Origin of the sequence: Paenibacillus terrae HPL-003 (genome assembly GCF_000235585.1) — a bacterium.
Classification (GTDB): domain Bacteria; phylum Bacillota; class Bacilli; order Paenibacillales; family Paenibacillaceae; genus Paenibacillus; species Paenibacillus terrae_B.
This window is the reverse complement of the sequence record NC_016641.1, coordinates 2,242,167-2,260,922: the sequence shown is the minus strand read 5'-3', so window position 1 is coordinate 2,260,922 and position 18,756 is coordinate 2,242,167. Positions and strand designations below refer to the sequence as shown.

The following is an 18,756-nucleotide window of genomic DNA, read 5'->3' as shown; positions in this document are numbered from 1 at the left end:
TACCCATTCTCTTTTAACTTAACTGTTTCTTTTTTTCTTCAAATCCTCGGCAAGCTGAAGAGTGCGATTTTTGCTTAACGGATAGATCAGAGCAATAATTAAAAACACAACCAGCATAATCACCGCTGGTGCCAGTGTACCCAGCATATAAATTCCATGCAGTGTTTTCTGTTCCTGTACCTCAAGATTGACATTGTAGCCAACAAGACCGATGGCAAAGCCCCCAATTCCTCCAGCGACCGCTTGACCAACCTTGCGGGAAAATGAATAAACAGAATAGATGGTTCCATCCTCCCTTAAGCCTGTTAAAGATTCGTGATAATCAATAATGTCCGTTACAAACGCCCAGATCATTAAATTAAAGAAAGCGTAACCAAACATACCGATAGCTGAAATGGCCACAAACTGATTTGCCGTAAGATCCGGTAAAAAGTAGAGCATTCCGTATACTATAACGGTCAGAATCAGACCCGTAGAGGTAACCTCCTTCTTACCAAATCTTGCAACCAGAGGCTTGGCCAAGGGAATGGCTATGAGAACGGTTACTACCTGCATTACACCTACCAGACTCAATGCTGAAGCGCTACCAAAATAATCTTTAAACAAATATATGTTTGCACTTGAAATCAAGATCAAAAACACCATAAAAATTAACGATGCAATCAAAATTGAAATCAAAGGCTTGTTTTTAACCAATCCCTTTAGTGTTGCAAACAAAGAGGATTTAGTCTTGTTATCTGAGTTGTAGGAAGTAATACGCTCTGTTGACAATCGGAAACATCCAATATAAGAAGCCAAGGATAAAATGGCGAAGAGAATAGCAGCAAGTAATATTCGGTTTGCGTCTATTTTATTGTCTACAAAGATAATTAAAGGAGCTATCGCGTTGACAAACAACTGAGCGATGGTGGCACCCAGCGTACGGAATGTAGATAAGGTGGTGCGTTCCACAGGATTACTTGTGATGACAGATGCCATTGATCCGTACGGAATGTTGACAGTGCTGTACAGAGTACCCCATAAAATATAAGTAACGTAGGCATAAGCAAGGTAAAAGCCATCCGACAGCCCGGGAATGTGAATAAACATTAAGACCCCACTGATGACTAACGGAAATGACATTCTGAAAATCCATGGCCGGAACTTCCCATGTTTGCCCGGTTTTCTTGTGTCGATAAATCTGCCCCACGTAATGTCCGCGAGCGCATCCCACAGCCTTGCGATCATAAATAGAACTCCTACAGCGACTGGGCTGATCCCCAAAATGTCCGTATAATATACCATCAAGTAAGCCCCTACGAGCATAAAGAAAAAATCGTTCCCTAAATCTCCTAAGAGATACCCAAATTTATCTCTGAGACCAAACGTTCTGATCTGTGCACCTGATTGCTCAACTTTCAAATTTTTGAGGTCTGTTTGTGGGTTCATATTTATCCTCCCGGAAAATGTATTGTCAACATCTCGCCGTATATTTAATAAGTTCAATAAACTAATTAATTTATTGTAGAATATCACTTGCCTAGCCCATCGTCAATTGATTTTGTAAGCGCTTTTAATTCAGGTTTTATTCACCTCTAAAGTAAGGTAATCAGGGGAAATTACTCCCCCTTTTTATACCCGAAATCAGGAATTTGAATCCACCGTTTCCGTAATTCGTGGGCTGCCGCTTTAGGCTTGCGATCCCTGGTGAAGATCCCTTTTTTATTGCCCTGCACACGAATGATCCCCTGACTTGTAGCAAAATCAGCAAAATTCCACACCTGTTCTCCTACGAAATGGTCAAATTCATCGAACACTTCATGGTTTGCCTTGTAAAACTCCACTTGGTATTCTTCTGTGAACATAATGGGTTCCACATCATGGAGTCCGGCAACCGTATCAGCTCCATATTCAGTCATCATGATCGGCTTGCTTGGACAGCGTTGCAACCAACTGTTAAGCTCCTCACGTAGTTTGACTTTCGCAGACTCCAGATCTCCTCCATCAATATACCATCCGTAATAACGATTGAAAGCAAGTACATCCACCAGCTCTGCAATTTTATCCGCCTTTGGCGAAGCCTCAACATGAGTAACCAGGGTAACTGGACGTTTTTGCGGATCCGCTTCCCTCATCAGTTCAATAAGCGGTTTGAAGTATTCATAGGCACCTTCTTCATAAGAAGCTGGCTCATTGGCTACATTCCACATCACTACGCAAGGATGATTTTTGTCACGGCTAACCAAATCTTTGATAACCTGCTGATGATGCTCAAAGGTCTGTACCTCTTTCCACGTGTTTTTCTTCTCACCACCGGTTAACATCACCAGAAAATTTAGGTCCAGGCCCACAGCAGGAGTTTCGTCGATGACCACAAACCCTTCCCGGTCGGCAAGACGCATGGTTTCTTCTGCATAAGGATAGTGAGCGGTACGGAAAGAATTAGCCCCCATCCATTTCATCAGGTTAAAATCCATAATATTAGCGGCCTCATCCACCCCTCTTCCGTGAATGGGCGTGTCCTCATGTTTACCAAAACCTTTAAAATAAAACGGTTTGTTGTTGATCAGGAACTGCCCGTTCTTGACTTCCACGGTTCTCACGCCAAAAGGCTGCTCATACACGTCAATCAAGCTGTTATCTCGGACAAGCTCGACTTTCAACGTATATAAATAAGCGTTTAAAGGCTGCCATAGCCGTACATCGGAGATTATGACAGTGCCTTCCGCGCCGTCGGCTGCAGCTACTGCTTGCCCATCTTCATCAAACACGGTTACACGAACGTCGACGGAGCCTGAAATATCTACAGTATAATTCACTACACCTGAATGACCGTCCATGTCCGTAACAATCGTGACGTCTTGAATAAACGTTTGAGGTGTAGTGTAAATCTTCACGGGACGCTGAATTCCGGCATAGTTAAAGAAATCGAAATTAGGCCGGTTTTTTACCTTTTTACCGCCTCCCGGAGTCTCGATCTCTGTATAAAGCCCTACCGGCAGCGTTGAATAATCAACAACGTTATTAACAGCCACAGTCAACCGATTAGCCCCGGCTTGAACATAGTTATTAAGAACAGCTTCGAAGGGAAGGAATCCCCCTTTGTGCCGGGCAACTAACTCACCGTTTACATATACCTTGGTCGTATGTGTGGCCGATCCAAACCTTAATACTATCCGCTCACCCATCATGACACTGGGCAAAGTAAATTCTCTTTCATACCATACCCAGCCTACATGATCGCGAATGGTAGCGGTTACTCCAATATCATTGAATGAGGAAGGAACTGCCATAGGAATCGTATCTTTTAACCTGGACTTATACCATTGCTCTGCAAAGCCTGTGCCTTGATCCAGCTTGAAGCTCCACACTCCATTAAGATCACTCAAACTGCGAGTTTCAGTCATAATTGGATACAGCATAAATAGCACCCCTTGTTTAATAATTGTGTTATCTTTGAAGGAAAAATTGACGAGCATTATAGTAGCTGATGTTCTGCGCCAATCGTCCAATATGGTCCAAATCATAGGGAATCCGTCCCTGTTCAACCCATTCACCTATCAGATTGCATAGTATACGGCGGAAATATTCATGACGGGCATACGAGAGAAAACTTCGGGAATCCGTAAGCATGCCTATGAAACGGCTAAGCAGGCCTACATTCGCCAAATCCTTCATCTGCTTTTCCATTCCATCAATATGGTCGTTAAACCACCATCCGGAACCAAACTGAATTTTTCCCGGAACCCCTTCCTCATAATAGTTCCCCATCATACCAGCTAATACGGCGTTATCTTTGGGATTCAGATTAAATAGTACGGTTCTCGGAAGACCATTCTCTCGGTCAAGTGCATCCAGGTAACGGGAAAGCCCCTCTGCAAAGTTAGCCTCACCAATGGAATCAAAGCCTGCGTCCGCACCGAGAAGCGTTTTCATTTTTGTATTGTTGTTTCTCATGGCTCCCATATGAAGTTGCATGACCCACTTTTTCTCAGCATACAATTTACCTAACTCTTTGAGAAGATAAGAACGGTAGGTCGATATTTCCTCCTCATTAAGCGGTTGATCACTACACAACCTTTTGGTGAAAACCTGCTCCGCTGCTTCTTGAGGCACTTCCATAAAATGAAGCTTCTGGATATCGTGGTCCGAAGCGCGTCCCCCAAGTTCATGGAAATAATCTATCCGTTGTTTCAAGGCAACTACAAGATCCTCAACATGTTCTATTTTATATCCAGTGATGGAACGCAGACGATCTATCCAGGATACGAATGCCGGATCATCAATATTAAGCGCTTTGTCTGGACGGAAGGTGGGGGCGATAACGGAATTGAAAGATGGATCTTCGTTCAAAAGTTTATGGTATTCCAGTTGGGACAGCGGATCATCCGTTGTGCCAATGAACTTTACATTCGCTTTTTCTATAAAAGCTTTTGGCGTAAATTGCGCCTGCTTAAGCTTTTCATTGCATTCTTCCCAAATTTCGCGGGCGGTAGCTGGGCCCAACACCTTCTCAATACCAAAAAACCTTCTCAACTCCAGATGTGTCCAGTGATACATTGGGTTACCAACTAAATGGGGAACTGTCTCCGCCCAGGCCTGGAATTTCTCCCAATCCTCCGCCTCTCCAGTTATGCACCTTTCTCCGATTCCATTCATTCTCATAGCTCGCCACTTATAATGATCTCCCCCCAGCCATAACTGGGTGATACTGGTGTATGTTTTGTTTTCCCAAATTTCTTTAGGATCCAAGTGACAATGAAAATCGAAGATCGGCAGGTGCTTCACTTTACTTTCAAACAAATCAATAGCTGTTTCTGTATTCAAAAGGAAATCCGACTCCATAAATGATTTCAAGTTCCACCTCTCCTTGCACTGAATTTCACTCTGTGTAACCCCTTACATAGTTAATTAGTTTATTAAACAAATTAATGATAAGATCACATTATCAAGTTATTTCTCCCATGTCAATCTTATATTTCATAGGACAAGTTTTTAAATGCTTTAAATGTTATACTGAGAAATAGAATATGTATATCGTTTACAAATTGGAGGCTTTAGATGATTACAGGGGATGCTTCTTACATAAAGAAAATTAACCGATCACTTATCATAAGAGAAATTGTAAAGGAAGGAATGATCTCAAGAGCAGACCTTTCAAAACTGACAGCCTTAACGCGTGCTACTATATCCGTACAGGTTTCCGGTTTATTAGAAGAAGAACTTGTTGTGGAAAAACAGCTAGAACATAATTCGGTCGGGCGGAAACCGATTATGCTTTCGATTAACGCAAAGGCTGGATATACATTGGGGATTGATCTGGATGCAGGGCATATTTCTTTTCTTGTAACCGATCTGTTAGGCAATTCGCTGTCATCTGAGACCATACATGTCGAATCTAACAGTTATAATGAAATTCTATCTCTTCTGACCCAGCAAATCACGGGGTATATTGCAGCATACTCCGATAGCCGATACGGTATTGTAGGTATCGTTATTGCAGTCCACGGCCTGGTCTCTTCGAATGAAGAAATTCATTATATCCCTCGTTTGGGCTGGAGCAGCGTATCGTTAAAAAACGATTTGGAAAAGGCCGTTGGTATTCAGATTCATATCGAAAACAATGCAAACCTAAGCTCTTTTGCTGAAAGTGTATTTTGGCACCATGAAACGGACAGTCTTCTTGCTCTCACACTCTATTCAGGCATCGGACTTGGAATGATCATAAACAACAAATTTTATCGTGGCCATGATGGATTTGCCGGTGAGATCGGCCACATGATCGTTGCGCCGGATGGCAGACCTTGTGAATGTGGCAATAAAGGTTGCTGGGAAAAGTACGCTTCGGAGGCCTCTGTGCTATCCACTTTAGCAAAGCAAAAGAAGCTGCCTCATGTTACTTATGAGCAGGTTCGTAACTGGATTAACAGTAAAGATGAAGAGGTTCTGGGAACGATGGAACAATTTATTAATTATCTCTCTATCGGGATTAACAACATAATAAATATTTTTAATCCTGAGACGATCCTTGTAGATAGCGAGCTTTTGCGTATTTATCCGGACTCCATTGACAAAATTAAACAGAAGCTGACTTCAAAAACAAGCCATTATAAAAACCTGCTCATTTCCTCTATTGGAGAGAAATCCACCATTCTCGGCGCATGCGCATTGGCTATTCAACATTTTCTTGATGTGCCTGTATTAAACTTGTCTCATAATTTTGAAAAATCATCTACCGAGCTTACAGAAAAATAGTTCAAACCATGATAAACATGATTTGAACTATGCTTTTACTCATTTTGAAGACTGACCTTGCAAATAAGAAACAGGCTCTTTAACCTCAACTTTGGTGCCGCCAAATTCATCTTTAATGTATTTTTGAGTATCCTCGTTATGGTAGAGAGCTGCTAATTTTTGCAGTCCTTTGTCATTTTCCTTATCGGATGTAGTAACCAGGACATTAATATTGTTTTTGGTGGCCTGACTGATCTCTTCGTGGAACAAGGAATCTTTCAGCACATTCAGGCCACCCTCTAGAGCAATCGTATTCCCGATCAATACCAAGCCTACATCTTGAATGATACGCGGCCCTGTTTTATCGTCGATCAACTCGAATTTCAGGTGTTTGGGATTGCTGGTAATATCATTGACTGTACCCAAGGCATCATCAAAGTCAGCTTTAAGCTTAATTAAGCCGGACGCCTCCAACAGCTTCAATCCTCTTGCCGTATTGGCCGGATTATCTGCCAAAGCCACCAAAGCCCCGTCCGTCACTTCATCAATGCTTTTGAATTTTTGTGAGTAAATGCCCATCGGCTCCAGATAGGTTGTGGCAATAGCCTTCAAATCCGCCTTACTTTCCTTATTATAGGTAACGAGATACGCCCACGACTGGAATGCATTCACATCCACTTCGCCTTCCTTAGTGGCATTGTTCGTTTCGATCCCGCCGTTAATTTCCTTCACTTGAATGTCCAGCTTGGCATCCTTGGCCGCTTGAGATTGGGCAATATGCTTCCAGATCTGTGCGTCCGAGCCCATGGAGCCGATGACTATTTTCTGTGTTTCCGAGCCGGAAGTGGAGCTGGCACCACACTGTCAGAGCTTTTATTGCCACATCCTGCAGCTACTAATAATAAACTGATTCCTAATAGTAAAACGAATGATTTCTTCATCTCTACTTCCCCCCAGATCTTGCTAGTGCATCGTCATTCCGCCTGTAACATTAATCGCTTGTCCTGTCATATATGCAGAGAGCGGACTTGCTAGAAAGAGTACCACATTGGCGACATCCTCCACCTCAGCCGTTCTTCCCAGAGGTACCTGAGAACAATCTTCTTCATATATTTCTTCAGCGGTCATTCCACGAATGATGCCCCCCTCAATCCGCTCCCGATGCTTCATCGGTGTTTCTACAATGCCGGGGCAGACCGCATTTACCAAAATATTTTGCGGCGCAAGCTCAATGGCCATCACCTTGGTCAAGCCAAGGACCGCATGTTTGGAAGCACAATATCCACCCATCGCCCGATATCCATTTTTTCCAGCCTGCGAAGCAATTTGAATAATTCGTCCCGGCTTATGAGCGCTCACCATTTCTTTGGCAAAACGTTTGGACGTCACATATAATCCAGTTGAATTGATCGAAAATACTTTCTCCCAATCTGCTAACTCGCTATCAATGACATAGTCCATCGTGGATGTGCCTGCACAGTTTACCAATATGTCAGGGACTCCCGTTTCGCTGAACAGTACATTGCACCATCTCTCAATATCGTCCGGCTTGGAAATGTCCAAATGAGTTTCAACCAACTGCGGATTGACCACTCGATACGGCTCTTCATAAGAAATATCAGCAGAAATCACTTTAGCCCCGCTTTTAATGAACAGCTCCACAATTCCCTTGCCTATACCTGACTTGCCGCCTGTCACTACCGCTGTCTGATGAGATAAGTCGATCGAGATCATAAATTAAAATACTCTTTTGAAAGGATCTCTGCTAATACCAGCTTCCAATACAATTTTCACATATTCCTGCGCCGAGAAAAGAGAGTGGTCCTTGTAGTTCCCGCATTCCAAAGGCGTCACTGCCGGAACCTCCGTCGTTTCCAGAATCTTTTTCAAGGTTTTTTCCAAAGCGACTGCAATTTCTTCAGGCTCATGTTCGTTCCAAAGAATCAAATAGAACCCGGTTCTGCATCCCATCGGAGAAATATCGATAATCCCTTTAATTTCATCTCTTAAATACGTCGCCAACAAGTGTTCCAGCGTATGTACAGCGGCTGTTGGAATTGCATCTTCATTCGGCTGTAAAAATCTCAAGTCATACTTTTGGACTGTACTTCCTTTTTCGTCATGCTCTACTCCGGCCGCTCTTACATAAGGGGCTTTTACAATCGTGTGATCTAATTGAAAGCTTTCTACTTTTGCCATTTGTCTCGACCTCTTTTTCTATAATTTATATTGAATAGATGACTAACAGAGCTTCATGTAATTTTAAAAAAAATGCTTCAAATCAACATTTCGGTTATTATACATCGGTTTACTCGGTTTTACAATATAAATTGTTATCCTTTTTTTCTTCCTCCGGCCTCTTCTCCTTTGCCTGTAGGTTTTGACATAGTGTACAATATATACAGTAGTGCATATTTACGAAATAGATCGAGGACATCGTAAGCCTCACTTAGGAGAATGGCCTGTGAATGAACCGGATTGGAAGCACTTGAATGCTGTCCCTCTGCCCTTACAGGAATTTCAGCTACAAATGGAGCAGAACGGAGTTAACGCCAAGCAACTGGAGGAATGGAGAAAAATCCCGGTCCTTTATCAGTTGGCTCTGGAGGAATTAAAGAACAAAATCAAGCTGATTCAGACCGAATGGAAGCTGTTGGACGGCTTTAGCCCGATTGAGCATATCAAGACCCGAATCAAAGAGCCTCATAGCATTGTGGAAAAGGTTCGACGCAAAGGGTATGAGGTCACCTTGGACAATATACTGCGTGAAATTCATGACATCGCGGGAATGCGGGTCGTGTGTGCTTTTGTCAAAGATATTTACCGCCTGATGGATCACCTGCGCACACGGGAAGACATCCGTATTCTGGAGGTCAAGGACTATATTGCCCAACCCAAGCCCAACGGCTATCAGAGCCTTCATGTCATTGTAGAAGTTCCCCTGATTCTGTTTGAAGGTACGCGCTGGATCAAGGTTGAAATTCAGCTCCGCACACTGGCTATGGATTTCTGGGCCAGCATGGAGCATATTTTGTACTATAAGTTCGATAAGAAAGTGCCTGAGCATGTCGTTAACGGATTATCCGAGGCTGCACGTGCAACCTATGAGCTGGACCAGAAAATGTTGAAACTGCGCGGCGAGATCTTGTCACTCAGCGAGGAGCAAGAGCACGAAGAAGCCCCTGAGCAGCCAACTGCTGCGGAATCCTCTTCGAAGGCACTCTCCCTCACCACAGATCACGCCAAATCCCGGCCGCAGACCTGCTAGACATTGGTGTACACGATCCTTGAGTATTCGGCTGAGGCCTCAATAGTCTCGGTTCAGCTTTAGCATTGCTAATTATGCATCCTATAAATAAAGAGCGCTCAAAACCACTTTTATCGTGGTTTGAGCGCTCTTTTGCTCTATATTTCTTTGTCTTGCCCTATTTCTTTTATTCAGAGCTTATTGCTTCTCGCGAATTTCAGTGCTGATTTTCTCAACGATATCCGCAATGCTGAATGATCCCAAATCGCCTTCGCCTCGTTTACGCACTGCTACAGTACCGGTTGTTTTTTCATTTTCTCCGATAACGAACATATATGGAACCTTCTCCAATTGCGCTTCACGGATTTTATAACCAAGCTTCTCATTGCGAGTATCCACTTCGACACGCAGACCCGCTTGCAGCAGCGCATCCTGTATCTCATTGGCAGTCTCGATATAGTTCTCGGATACTGGCAGCAGCTTCGCATGAACAGGAGCCAGCCACAGTGGGAATGCACCTGTAAAATGCTCAGTCAGGATGCCCATAAAGCGGTCGATAGATCCGTAGATGGCACGGTGAATGACAACTGGACGGTGCTTCTGGTTGTCCTCGCCCACATATGTGAGGTCGAATTTTTCAGGCATTTGGAAGTCCAATTGGATCGTTCCGCACTGCCAGCTACGTTTGAGCGCATCGAGAATGTGGAAGTCGATTTTCGGACCGTAAAACGCTCCATCCCCCGCATTGATACGGTAGTTGATGCCCAAGTGATCCAGCACGTTTTGCAGAGCTTGCTCCGCTTGATCCCACAGCGCTGGCTCGCCCATAAAGTCATCCGGACGTGTGGACAGCTCCACTGTAAAGTCAAAGCCAAACACACTATACATTTCGTTAATCAGCTTGATTACGTCGGTAATCTCTTGTTCAATCTGACCTGGTGTTACAAAAATATGCGCATCATCCTGACAGAATGTACGAACACGCATCATCCCGTTCAACGCGCCGGACAGCTCATGACGGTGCACTTGTCCAAATTCGGATATACGAATCGGCAGATCGCGGTAAGAATGAAGCTCGTTTTTAAACACGAGCATATGCCCTGGGCAGTTCATCGGTTTCAGAGCAAATGTAGTTTCATCTACTTCGGAGAAGTACATATTTTCCTTGTAATGCTCATAGTGTCCCGATTGCTCCCACAGACGATTGTTCATCATCAGCGGTGTGCGTACTTCTTCGTAGCCATGCAGACGTTGAATTTCACGGGAGTAATCCTCCAGTGCAGTACGGACAACCATACCTTTAGGCAGATAGAACGGCATACCTGGTGCTTCCTCGGAGAACATGAACAGCTCCAGCTCTTTACCCAGCTTGCGATGGTCGCGTTTTTTCGCTTCCTCCAGCAAATGCAGATGCTCGTCTAGCTGTGCTTTTTTCGGGAATGCAGTTCCGTAGATACGTTGCAGCATCTTGTTGTTGGAATCGCCTCTCCAGTATGCGCCCGCTACACTCAGCAGTTTAAAAGCTTTGATGCGGCCAGTAGATGGCAAATGCGGGCCACGGCACAGGTCAAAAAATTCGCCTTGATCGTAGATCGTAATTTCCGCATCCTCTGGCAAATCACGAATCAGCTCCAGCTTCAGCGGATCTTCCAGCTCTCCGAAAATACGAGTTGCTTCCTCACGGCTAACGACACGTCGTGTAATCGGCAGATTTTCCTGTGCAATCTTCGTCATTTCCTTCTCGATCTTCGCCAGATCGTCAACGGACAACGGGTTTTCGATATCTATGTCGTAGTAGAAGCCACTGTCAATGACCGGGCCAATCCCCAGCTTCACGTTCTTCTCACCGTAAATGCGTTTGAGGGCTTGTGCCAGCAAATGCGCTGTGCTGTGACGATAAATTTCCAGACCGTCTGTACTGTCCAGCGTAATAATCTCAAGGTCAACGTTTTGCTCCAAAACGGTGTTCAGATCCACAGCCTTCCCATTCACTTTACCTGCCACTGCGTTCTTTTTCAGCCCGGAGCTGATCGAACCTGCTACATCGGCGATGGTTACGCCCTGCTCGTACTCGCGTACGGCTCCATCTGGCAATTTTACTTGAATACTCACGATTAAAGCCTCCATTCAAATTATAGGTTGCATGCTATATATCAAAATTGAACGCAAAAAAACGCCTCTCTCCCTCAAGGGACGAGTGCGTTCAGCTCGTGGTTCCACCCTAGTTCGGCCCGCTCCTGTGCCTACATTCATGTTCATTAAACATGTTCATGCACGACAGGCGTGACCCTCCATTGGTATCCGTTAACGGGGATAAATCGGTAGGCGCTTACTGATGTCACTGCCACATTACACAGCTACATGTTCAACGTCACGGCTACAAAGGGGTAACTCCGCATGCGGTTGCCGGAAAAGCTCTCAGCCTCGTCTTTTCTCTCTGAACGGCCCTTCAAGGAAATCATGTCTTTGGTCAATGCCTTGAGTATTACTATATGCTACAGCATTATAGATGAAATTTGCAGCTATTTCAAGAGGGTGTTTATGTAAAACGCTGTGGTATAATATCATCTAGACGGTATCGTACAGAAAAAACAAGAGAGGGGGAAGGAAAGATGCCCAAAATCATTGTCACAGAAGAGCGATGGATTCAGAAAGGAATTGAACGGTTTGAACAGGGTGGAATCGAGCAGCTCATTATCGAAAAAATGGCTGTTTCTTTAGGATGCAGCAAGAGCAGTTTTTATTGGTATTTTGACAATCGCAACAGCTATATTAGACAGATTGTTGAGACGTGGAAGGAACAGACAACACAAGAGGTGATTGCGGCGTCCATCATCCATGCTACCGCAGATGAGCGGATCAGAGACTTGCTGACCCAGATGTTCGGGACGACGAAACGGGGAGACTTCCTGTTTTATCTACGGAAACTGTCTTTGAGGGATGACATGTATCGCTCCATTCTGGATGAAGTGGAACAGGTGAGAATGGAGTTTATGAAGCAGTTATTAATACAAAAGGGTATGCAGCCAAAGAAAGCCTCTCAGAGATCATGGATGTTGTACCATTATTACTTAGGGTGGTATGAGCGGCACAAACAAGAGACGTTAAGTGATGAAGCCATTCAGCAGCATGTTCACATGATTTGGACGGAGTGGACTTCAATTTAAGGAGGATGTCACATGTTGGAGTTACTTACATGGGCAGTTGGCGGAATTCTTTTGGTATTGAGCGGCATGCATGTATATTGGGTATTCGGTGGAAAAATAGGCATTAAGGCAGCGATTCCAAGCACAGGAACGAATAGGCTCTTTGAGCCCTCCAAAATAGGTACAGCGATTGTAGCCATTTTACTGGCTTTAGCCGCTTGGTTCGTCTTGGAACTAGGGGGAGTTACACAATTCCTGCTTTTCAACTCCTTCTACTCCTACGGAGCAGGCTTGTTGTCGTGTTTATTTATTTTACGTTCTATAGGAGATTTCAAGTGGGTGGGGTTCTTCAAGAGAAGGAAAGGAACCGTTTTTGCAAAATGGGACAGTGTGCTCTATTCCCCCCTTTGTTTCCTTTTGGGATCATCTATTTTAATCATTATGTTCTTGCGTACGGAGTAACCACGGTTTGTAATAATAATGTATCTGTAACTACACTCGCAGAAGCTTATATGTCGTTATCTTCGGACAGGGGTTCGACTCCCCTCGCCTCCATATGTAGTATTAGTGAAAGACACCTTAAATGGTGTCTTTTTTCATATCGGCGAACTATACAGGAAGAGAAAATATGTTGCTACGTAGCTTCAGGACGTTCTGTTAATGATTATTAAGGAAGTTCACTGACTTTCTATCATATATTTAATTTGTTCAATAATAAACGCCAGAATTTTGCAATTGAAATTAGGTATATTTCCCATGTGATTTTGAATAGATTATGAGTGATGCAGATAGTCGTTGGATCCATTCGATACAATGTCTGTGCTTGCTGTCCCTGTTGTTACAAGCTTATGGTCATGACCTCCCTTTCAGATTCAATTATTTTCTCTAAACGTATTTAGATACCTATAGGTTAAAAATTATTTTCATGCTCCTAAGTAAGAAGCAACGATGTAACATATCCTATTGTGTTTTCGTCTATATTCTTATAACAAGAAATTAACTACACAAGATTATCTGTGGGAAAAATTTATAAAAGGAGGAAACGGGATTGTTGGAAAAAAACTTTGCAAACAAATCTGTTATTGTAACCGGATCTAGCAAGGGGATTGGGAAAGGAATTGCCAAAGTGTTTGCCGAAAAGGGCGCAAAAGTAGCTGTTGTTGCACGTAATTTGGAAGAGGCCGAGAAATGCGCTGAAGAGATCAGAATGTTAGGAGGAAAGGTGTTAGCAGTCAGAGGTGATGTGACAGATCGTACTTCTATGGATAAGATGGCTCATTATGTAGCAGAAGAGTTTGATGGAATTGATGTGTTATGTGCAAACTCGGGAATCGGTCCAATGGCTACAATTGAAGAAATGACTGCCGAAGAATGGGATCAAGTGATGAATACAAACGTGCGTGGAGCTCTATTTTCTATACAAGCTTGTCTGCCGTTCTTAAAAAAGGCAGAATATGGAAGAGTGGTACTGACATCTTCAATTACAGGGCCGGTGACAGGATTCGCAGGATGGTCGCACTATGGTGCCAGCAAAGCAGCACAACTTGGTTTTATTCGCAGTGCAGCACTTGAGTTAGCTTCGTCTGGGATTACGATTAATGCAATAATGCCTGGCAATACGATGACTGAGCAGCTAAAGACGCAAACTAAATATATCGAAACTATGCTTCCGGCGATCCCGCTCAAACGCTTTGGGACTCCTGAAGAGATGGGACATGCAGCCGCATTTTTAGCTTCCAAAGAGGCGGGCTTCATTACGGGACAAACAATTATTATCGACGGAGGACAGAGTTTACCTGAATCTACCTTCTGAGAATTGTGAACATTGGCTCATGCATGCAAGAAACCCCATAATGTAGGGAAGTCTATTACATTTTTAAACTACCTCTCCAAACAATCTCACCATCACACACCGTCGAATTGTGGATTTGCCGCGCTACGGTTCGACTCCCCTCGCCTCCATAGCTAAATCCACAATCGAGTGAGATTGTGGATTTTTCACTTCCTGAATTACCTTGTACCCTTATGGAGGCGAAGCTTCATCTTCCAAGCAGCTGATCCGTACATAGCAACGAAAAGGAGCAATGCTACTCTACCAGCTTTTCAGACTTCAGCAGCATTTCTCGTAACACATGAGCGACTTGGCTTTTTCGGTTCTCTGCTTTCTTTTTTATCCATCGTAATGATTTTTTGTATGCATGAGTATGGTTTTGATAATAGAACTGCTTGGCTGCAATGTGTAGTGTTCTTCTTAATAACAGTGCGGATGAGCGTGTTAGCTTGGAGCGCATTCCCCTGTGCAATACCCGCAGCGTATTTTTGTAGGTCTCAAAATCCTCGGATGGAGGTATAAGGGCGAATAAATTTAACGAGGAGTCATTGAATCCGTAGGTTTCAAACATGATTTTCAGATTTTCCGTATTTAAAACATTTCCTCTAAGGTAGGTTGGGTGCTCCTGATGATATCCGACAACCTCTTTAATACAATAAAATGGGACCCTCAATCGATGCAGCCTATAGCCAAGGTCCCAGTCCTCGAGTCCATAGAGCACAAACCGCTCATTAAAACCTCTAATACGAATCAAATGGCTGCGTTTGATGACTACACAACGAGTAACCAGTAACATCCAGGGAGCAACATCCGTTGAGGCAAATTGCTTTTTGGTATTGGGGGGAACTCTTGAGGGGCTAACCACTTTGGACAATGCACCCGTTTGATGAACGATATCTTCTGGCGTTATGATCGGGACAATTTCATCCGCTGCTTCAAAGTCGGGATTCCATAAGCCGGATTGTGTGATTGTGCTCCGACAATGCTCTTTTTCTTCAGGAGAAAAGTCAGGGTAATAATGGGTAAAAGCATCGTCCCACGAGTGAGGAATGCCTGAAAGCACGGATTTGGGATATTTACGGTGATAACGGCTCACGATTCTAATAAAATCAGGTAACACCAAAAAGTCTGCGTCGCAGAAAATGATGTATAACCCCTTGGCACGGCGCAGTCCCAAATTTCGAACGGCAGATCGACCGCGTTGTTCTGGATGGGACACATAGATAAGAGGATAGGATGCTTTGAAGCCTTCGACCATTTCTTTCGTTCCGTCTGTAGAACCATCATCAGCCACAATGACTTCAAATAGTTGCTTCGAATAGGTTTGTGTTTCAAATGAAGCGAGTGTGAGCAACAACTGCTGAGCTCGATTATAGGTTGGAATGATGACGCTGTAGCGGATAGCCAATGTGATCTCCTCCCCATTTTTTAGAAAACCCTTAATAGCAACAATATATTCAATGACTTTAGCCTGGTATAGTCAAACACCCTCTAAAGATTGAAACAGGCTTGATTTTATTGGAGATGTATCTTGGAGCCGATGGGGGAGCGGCCAATGATTATGCTGTATACCTTTATTCAACAGGGTCTATACTAATCTTTTGCAGCAGGGCGATAAGCAGGTCTTCTTCCTCATCAGATAAATTATGGACAAGATCAGCATTGAACTCATCCAGGATTCCTTGCAGGACAGGATAAAATTCTAATGACTTGGCCGTTGGGAACAAAAGATGGGAGCGACGATCATTCGGGTCCGTTTCTCGCTCAATGTAGCCCGATTCCTCCAATTGTCTCACCGAACGTGCTGTAGTTGCCTTGTCAAATTTGAGTTCATTCGTCAGCTGTTCCTGTGTAATACCTGGACGCTGCAAAATAAGCTTTAAAAAGCTGTGCTGACCGCCACTGCCGATTCCGTAAGGAGCCAATTTTTTGGACAATATTTTTTGATTTCGGCGCTGTAGGTGGGAAATCAACTTTCCAATCGGTTTTTTTCTCATCAAATACCCCTTATTGGCTTAAAAATTTCAAATCCGCAGTTGGGACCAAGGAAAATTTTACAACAATACTGTTGCGTGCGCAACTAATTTACTGTACACTAGAACCGTCATTTAGTTGCGCGTGCAACTAAATAGTAATGTTCAACGATGAAGAGGTGCTAATCATGAGTTCAACCGCTACAGCTGCCGCAACGTATCAGGAAAATAGCGAAATCCAGAAGAAACGTTGGATGATTTTGGTTGTATTGAATCTGTTTACATTTATGTCCACGCTGGATGGAAGCATCGTCAATATTGCTCTACCCGTGTTGTCCCGCACGCTAAATTTACCCGTAGCACAGATTGAATGGGTCACAACTGCCTATTTGATGGCTATATGTACAGCCATTTTATTTTTTGGCAAGCTTGGAGATATTGTCGGCAAAATTAAAATATTCAAGATCGGCACGATCGTGTTCATCCTTGGCTCACTGCTGTGCGGTCTCAGCCATTCGCTGCCCATGCTGCTGATCTCCCGAATCATTCAGGCGCTCGGAGCATCCATGACCATGGCCAACAGCCAGGGAATCGTCACGGATATCTTCCCTTCCACTGAACGAGGCAAGGCGCTCGGCCTAATCGGGACCTTCGTTTCCCTCGGCAGTATCGCGGGACCCAGCTTGGGTGGTATTATCGTCTCTTCGCTAGGCTGGCAATATATTTTCTGGGTCAATGTTCCGATTGGTCTGGTGGCCGTTTTTCTCGGCTGGAAACTGCTGCCAAAGGATCTGATCAAGGTGAACGACAAGATCGACGTTCCCGGCAGTCTGGTGTTTGCTGTTTTTATCCTCACTTTATTCGCCGGATTACTACTGGGACAACAGGTCGGATATGGAGACAGCCGTATCATTGCTTTGCTGGTAATTGCCGTGATTGCTTTTGCGGTATTCCTTCGGGTAGAAATTCGCCGTCCACAACCGTTGTTGCAGCTCACTTTATTCAAGAATCCGTTGTTCTCGCTCAGTATTTTGTGCGCTTTTCTCGTATTCGTCGCTAACTTCTGCTTTAATATCATTTCACCTTTCTATGCGCAGAATATGCTGAACTTGTCGCCTTTTTATGCCGGGTTCCTGCTCATGCTGTTTCCCATCTCCATGGTTATCGTTGCCCCTCTCAGCGGTGCGCTTTCAGATAAAATCGGGTCTGAACTGCTCACCTTCGCCGGACTGGTAGTCATGGTAGTCGCCCAGATTGGCTTGGCTCGTCTCCATGCAGGCAGTCCCGTTCCGTTCGTGGGTCTGTGGATCGCTATGTTGGGTATTGGCAGTGGTTTATTTCAATCGCCGAACAATTCGCTAATCATGTCCAAGGTGCCCCGTACGCAGCTCGGCTCAGCCGGGAGTGTCAATTCACTGGTCCGCAACGTCGGCATGGTGGTGGGGATTACCTTGGCTACGTCGATCCTGTTTTATATCATGAGCAAAGAGGCTGGTTATCGAGTCACCGGGTTGATTCCGGGTCACCCGGAAATTTTTCTGTCAGGAATGCATGTGGTCTTTATGACTTCCGCGTCCATTTGTCTGGTAGCGGCGCTGCTGACAGGCTGGCGGCTGATTGGAGCCAGACGGGCAAAAATACAGGAAGAAAAGAAATAGGAGTCGAGAGGAACGAAAACGCGCATAGACAGAATAGTTATTGTGGAATTAAGATGATGAGTATTCCGTACGAACATGGAATAACAAGCAACATTTACAATTTGAAAATGTGATATAAGGTGGCGCTTAGATGAAATACTGCTATGAATGTGGAACAAAACTAATGGTGAAGGAGTGTGAAGACGAAGGCCCTATTCCCTATTGCAATACATGCCAGGTCTTTCGGTTCCCGATATTCAGCACTGCAATTAGCACCGCTGTAATCAATCGGCAGAGAAATAAAGTGTTGCTCATACAACAGTACAATATCAAGGATTTTATTTTGCTGGCTGGTTATGTGAACAAGGGTGAATCCGCCGAGCAGACATTGGTGCGCGAGGTTATGGAAGAAGTGGGCTTGCAAGTGGATGAGTATACATATATGCGCAGCGAGTATTTTGAACGAACCAATACGCTGATGCTGAATTTTGTATCCATTGTGAACGATGACAAGCTGGATGCTCTCAGTGCGGAGGTAGACCAAGCACGTTGGTTTACGCTGGAGGAAGCCAAGCAAGTCATTTTGAAAAACAGCTTGGCTGAATCCTTCCTGCTGACCATTATTCAAAAGATCGAGGCAGGGTTCATTTGAAGCGATACAAACGGATCGGAACTGTGAACCGCAAGAGGGTCACTCTTTTCAAGATTC

General features: G+C 44.2%; 15 protein-coding genes and 1 pseudogene. 7 read left to right on the top strand and 9 right to left on the bottom strand.

The annotated features are described in order from the left end of the window. Positions 1–18 precede the first annotated feature (18 nt). The 3 genes from HPL003_RS10345 to uxaC all read right to left on the bottom strand — a co-directional run bounded on the left by HPL003_RS10345 (position 19) and on the right by uxaC (position 4,836). On the bottom strand, positions 19–1,428 hold the full coding sequence (locus tag HPL003_RS10345) for an MFS transporter (protein WP_014279578.1): 1,410 nt from the start codon (positions 1,426–1,428) through the stop codon (positions 19–21). 170 nt (positions 1,429–1,598) lie between these two features. Then, entirely contained in the window at positions 1,599–3,401 is a 1,803-nt protein-coding gene (gene uidA / locus HPL003_RS10340) for a beta-glucuronidase (RefSeq protein WP_014279577.1), read from the bottom strand. A gap of 28 nt (positions 3,402–3,429) precedes the next feature. Beyond that, entirely contained in the window at positions 3,430–4,836 is a 1,407-nt protein-coding gene (gene uxaC, locus HPL003_RS10335; protein ID WP_014279576.1) for a glucuronate isomerase, read from the bottom strand. Positions 4,837–5,040: 204 nt separating this feature from the next. On the opposite strand from uxaC, the gene HPL003_RS10330 reads away from it, so the two are divergent. Then, positions 5,041–6,234 carry an ROK family protein gene (locus HPL003_RS10330; protein ID WP_014279575.1) on the top strand — a complete coding sequence of 398 codons (1,194 nt, stop codon included), beginning with the start codon at positions 5,041–5,043 and terminating at the stop codon, positions 6,232–6,234. Between the two features lie 39 nt (positions 6,235–6,273). Here the strand turns inward: HPL003_RS10330 and HPL003_RS10325 are convergent. The 3 genes and pseudogenes from HPL003_RS10325 to HPL003_RS10315 form a co-directional block, all read right to left on the bottom strand. After that, positions 6,274–7,154 (bottom strand): annotated as a pseudogene (locus tag HPL003_RS10325) (MetQ/NlpA family ABC transporter substrate-binding protein). A gap of 22 nt (positions 7,155–7,176) precedes the next feature. Further along, positions 7,177–7,947 carry an SDR family NAD(P)-dependent oxidoreductase gene (locus HPL003_RS10320; RefSeq protein ID WP_014279573.1) on the bottom strand — a complete coding sequence of 257 codons (771 nt, stop codon included), beginning with the start codon at positions 7,945–7,947 and terminating at the stop codon, positions 7,177–7,179. A 3-nt stretch (positions 7,948–7,950) separates the two neighbouring features. Continuing rightward, a complete protein-coding gene (locus HPL003_RS10315) occupies positions 7,951–8,412 on the bottom strand; it encodes an S-ribosylhomocysteine lyase (RefSeq protein WP_014279572.1) in 462 nt (153 codons plus the stop codon). Between the two features lie 265 nt (positions 8,413–8,677). Between HPL003_RS10315 and HPL003_RS10310 the strand changes: the two genes are divergently transcribed. Further along, on the top strand, positions 8,678–9,481 hold the full coding sequence (locus HPL003_RS10310) for a GTP pyrophosphokinase (protein WP_014279571.1): 804 nt from the start codon (positions 8,678–8,680) through the stop codon (positions 9,479–9,481). Positions 9,482–9,658: 177 nt separating this feature from the next. On the opposite strand, the gene thrS is transcribed toward HPL003_RS10310, so the two are convergent. Continuing rightward, positions 9,659–11,572 (bottom strand): threonine--tRNA ligase, encoded by a 1,914-nt coding sequence (thrS, locus tag HPL003_RS10305; RefSeq protein ID WP_014279570.1) that lies wholly within the window; start codon positions 11,570–11,572, stop codon positions 9,659–9,661. Between the two features lie 500 nt (positions 11,573–12,072). On the opposite strand from thrS, the gene HPL003_RS10300 reads away from it, so the two are divergent. From HPL003_RS10300 to fabG, 3 genes are all read left to right on the top strand, one after another. Further along, positions 12,073–12,627 (top strand): TetR/AcrR family transcriptional regulator, encoded by a 555-nt coding sequence (locus HPL003_RS10300; RefSeq protein ID WP_014279569.1) that lies wholly within the window; start codon positions 12,073–12,075, stop codon positions 12,625–12,627. A 12-nt stretch (positions 12,628–12,639) separates the two neighbouring features. Beyond that, positions 12,640–13,068, top strand: a complete 429-nt coding sequence (locus HPL003_RS10295; protein WP_014279568.1) for a DUF3995 domain-containing protein — start codon at positions 12,640–12,642, stop codon at positions 13,066–13,068. Positions 13,069–13,654: 586 nt separating this feature from the next. Continuing rightward, entirely contained in the window at positions 13,655–14,419 is a 765-nt protein-coding gene (gene fabG / locus HPL003_RS10290; RefSeq protein WP_014279567.1) for a 3-oxoacyl-ACP reductase FabG, read from the top strand. Positions 14,420–14,693: 274 nt separating this feature from the next. On the opposite strand, the gene HPL003_RS10285 is transcribed toward fabG, so the two are convergent. Together HPL003_RS10285 and HPL003_RS10280 are read right to left on the bottom strand one after the other, a co-directional pair. Beyond that, complete coding sequence (locus tag HPL003_RS10285) at positions 14,694–15,845, bottom strand: glycosyltransferase (RefSeq protein ID WP_014279566.1); 1,152 nt, start codon at positions 15,843–15,845, stop codon at positions 14,694–14,696. 166 nt (positions 15,846–16,011) lie between these two features. Continuing rightward, the gene (locus tag HPL003_RS10280) at positions 16,012–16,434 is read right to left on the bottom strand and encodes a MarR family winged helix-turn-helix transcriptional regulator (RefSeq protein WP_014279565.1); all 423 of its coding nucleotides are present in this window, start codon (positions 16,432–16,434) and stop codon (positions 16,012–16,014) included. Positions 16,435–16,598: 164 nt separating this feature from the next. Between HPL003_RS10280 and HPL003_RS10275 the strand changes: the two genes are divergently transcribed. Both HPL003_RS10275 and HPL003_RS10270 read left to right on the top strand, forming a co-directional pair. Then, positions 16,599–18,068: an MFS transporter gene (locus HPL003_RS10275; protein ID WP_014279564.1), complete on the top strand. Its 1,470-nt coding sequence runs from the start codon at positions 16,599–16,601 to the stop codon at positions 18,066–18,068. A 130-nt stretch (positions 18,069–18,198) separates the two neighbouring features. After that, positions 18,199–18,699 carry an NAD(+) diphosphatase gene (locus tag HPL003_RS10270; protein ID WP_014279563.1) on the top strand — a complete coding sequence of 167 codons (501 nt, stop codon included), beginning with the start codon at positions 18,199–18,201 and terminating at the stop codon, positions 18,697–18,699. The last annotated feature ends 57 nt before the right edge of the window (positions 18,700–18,756 follow it).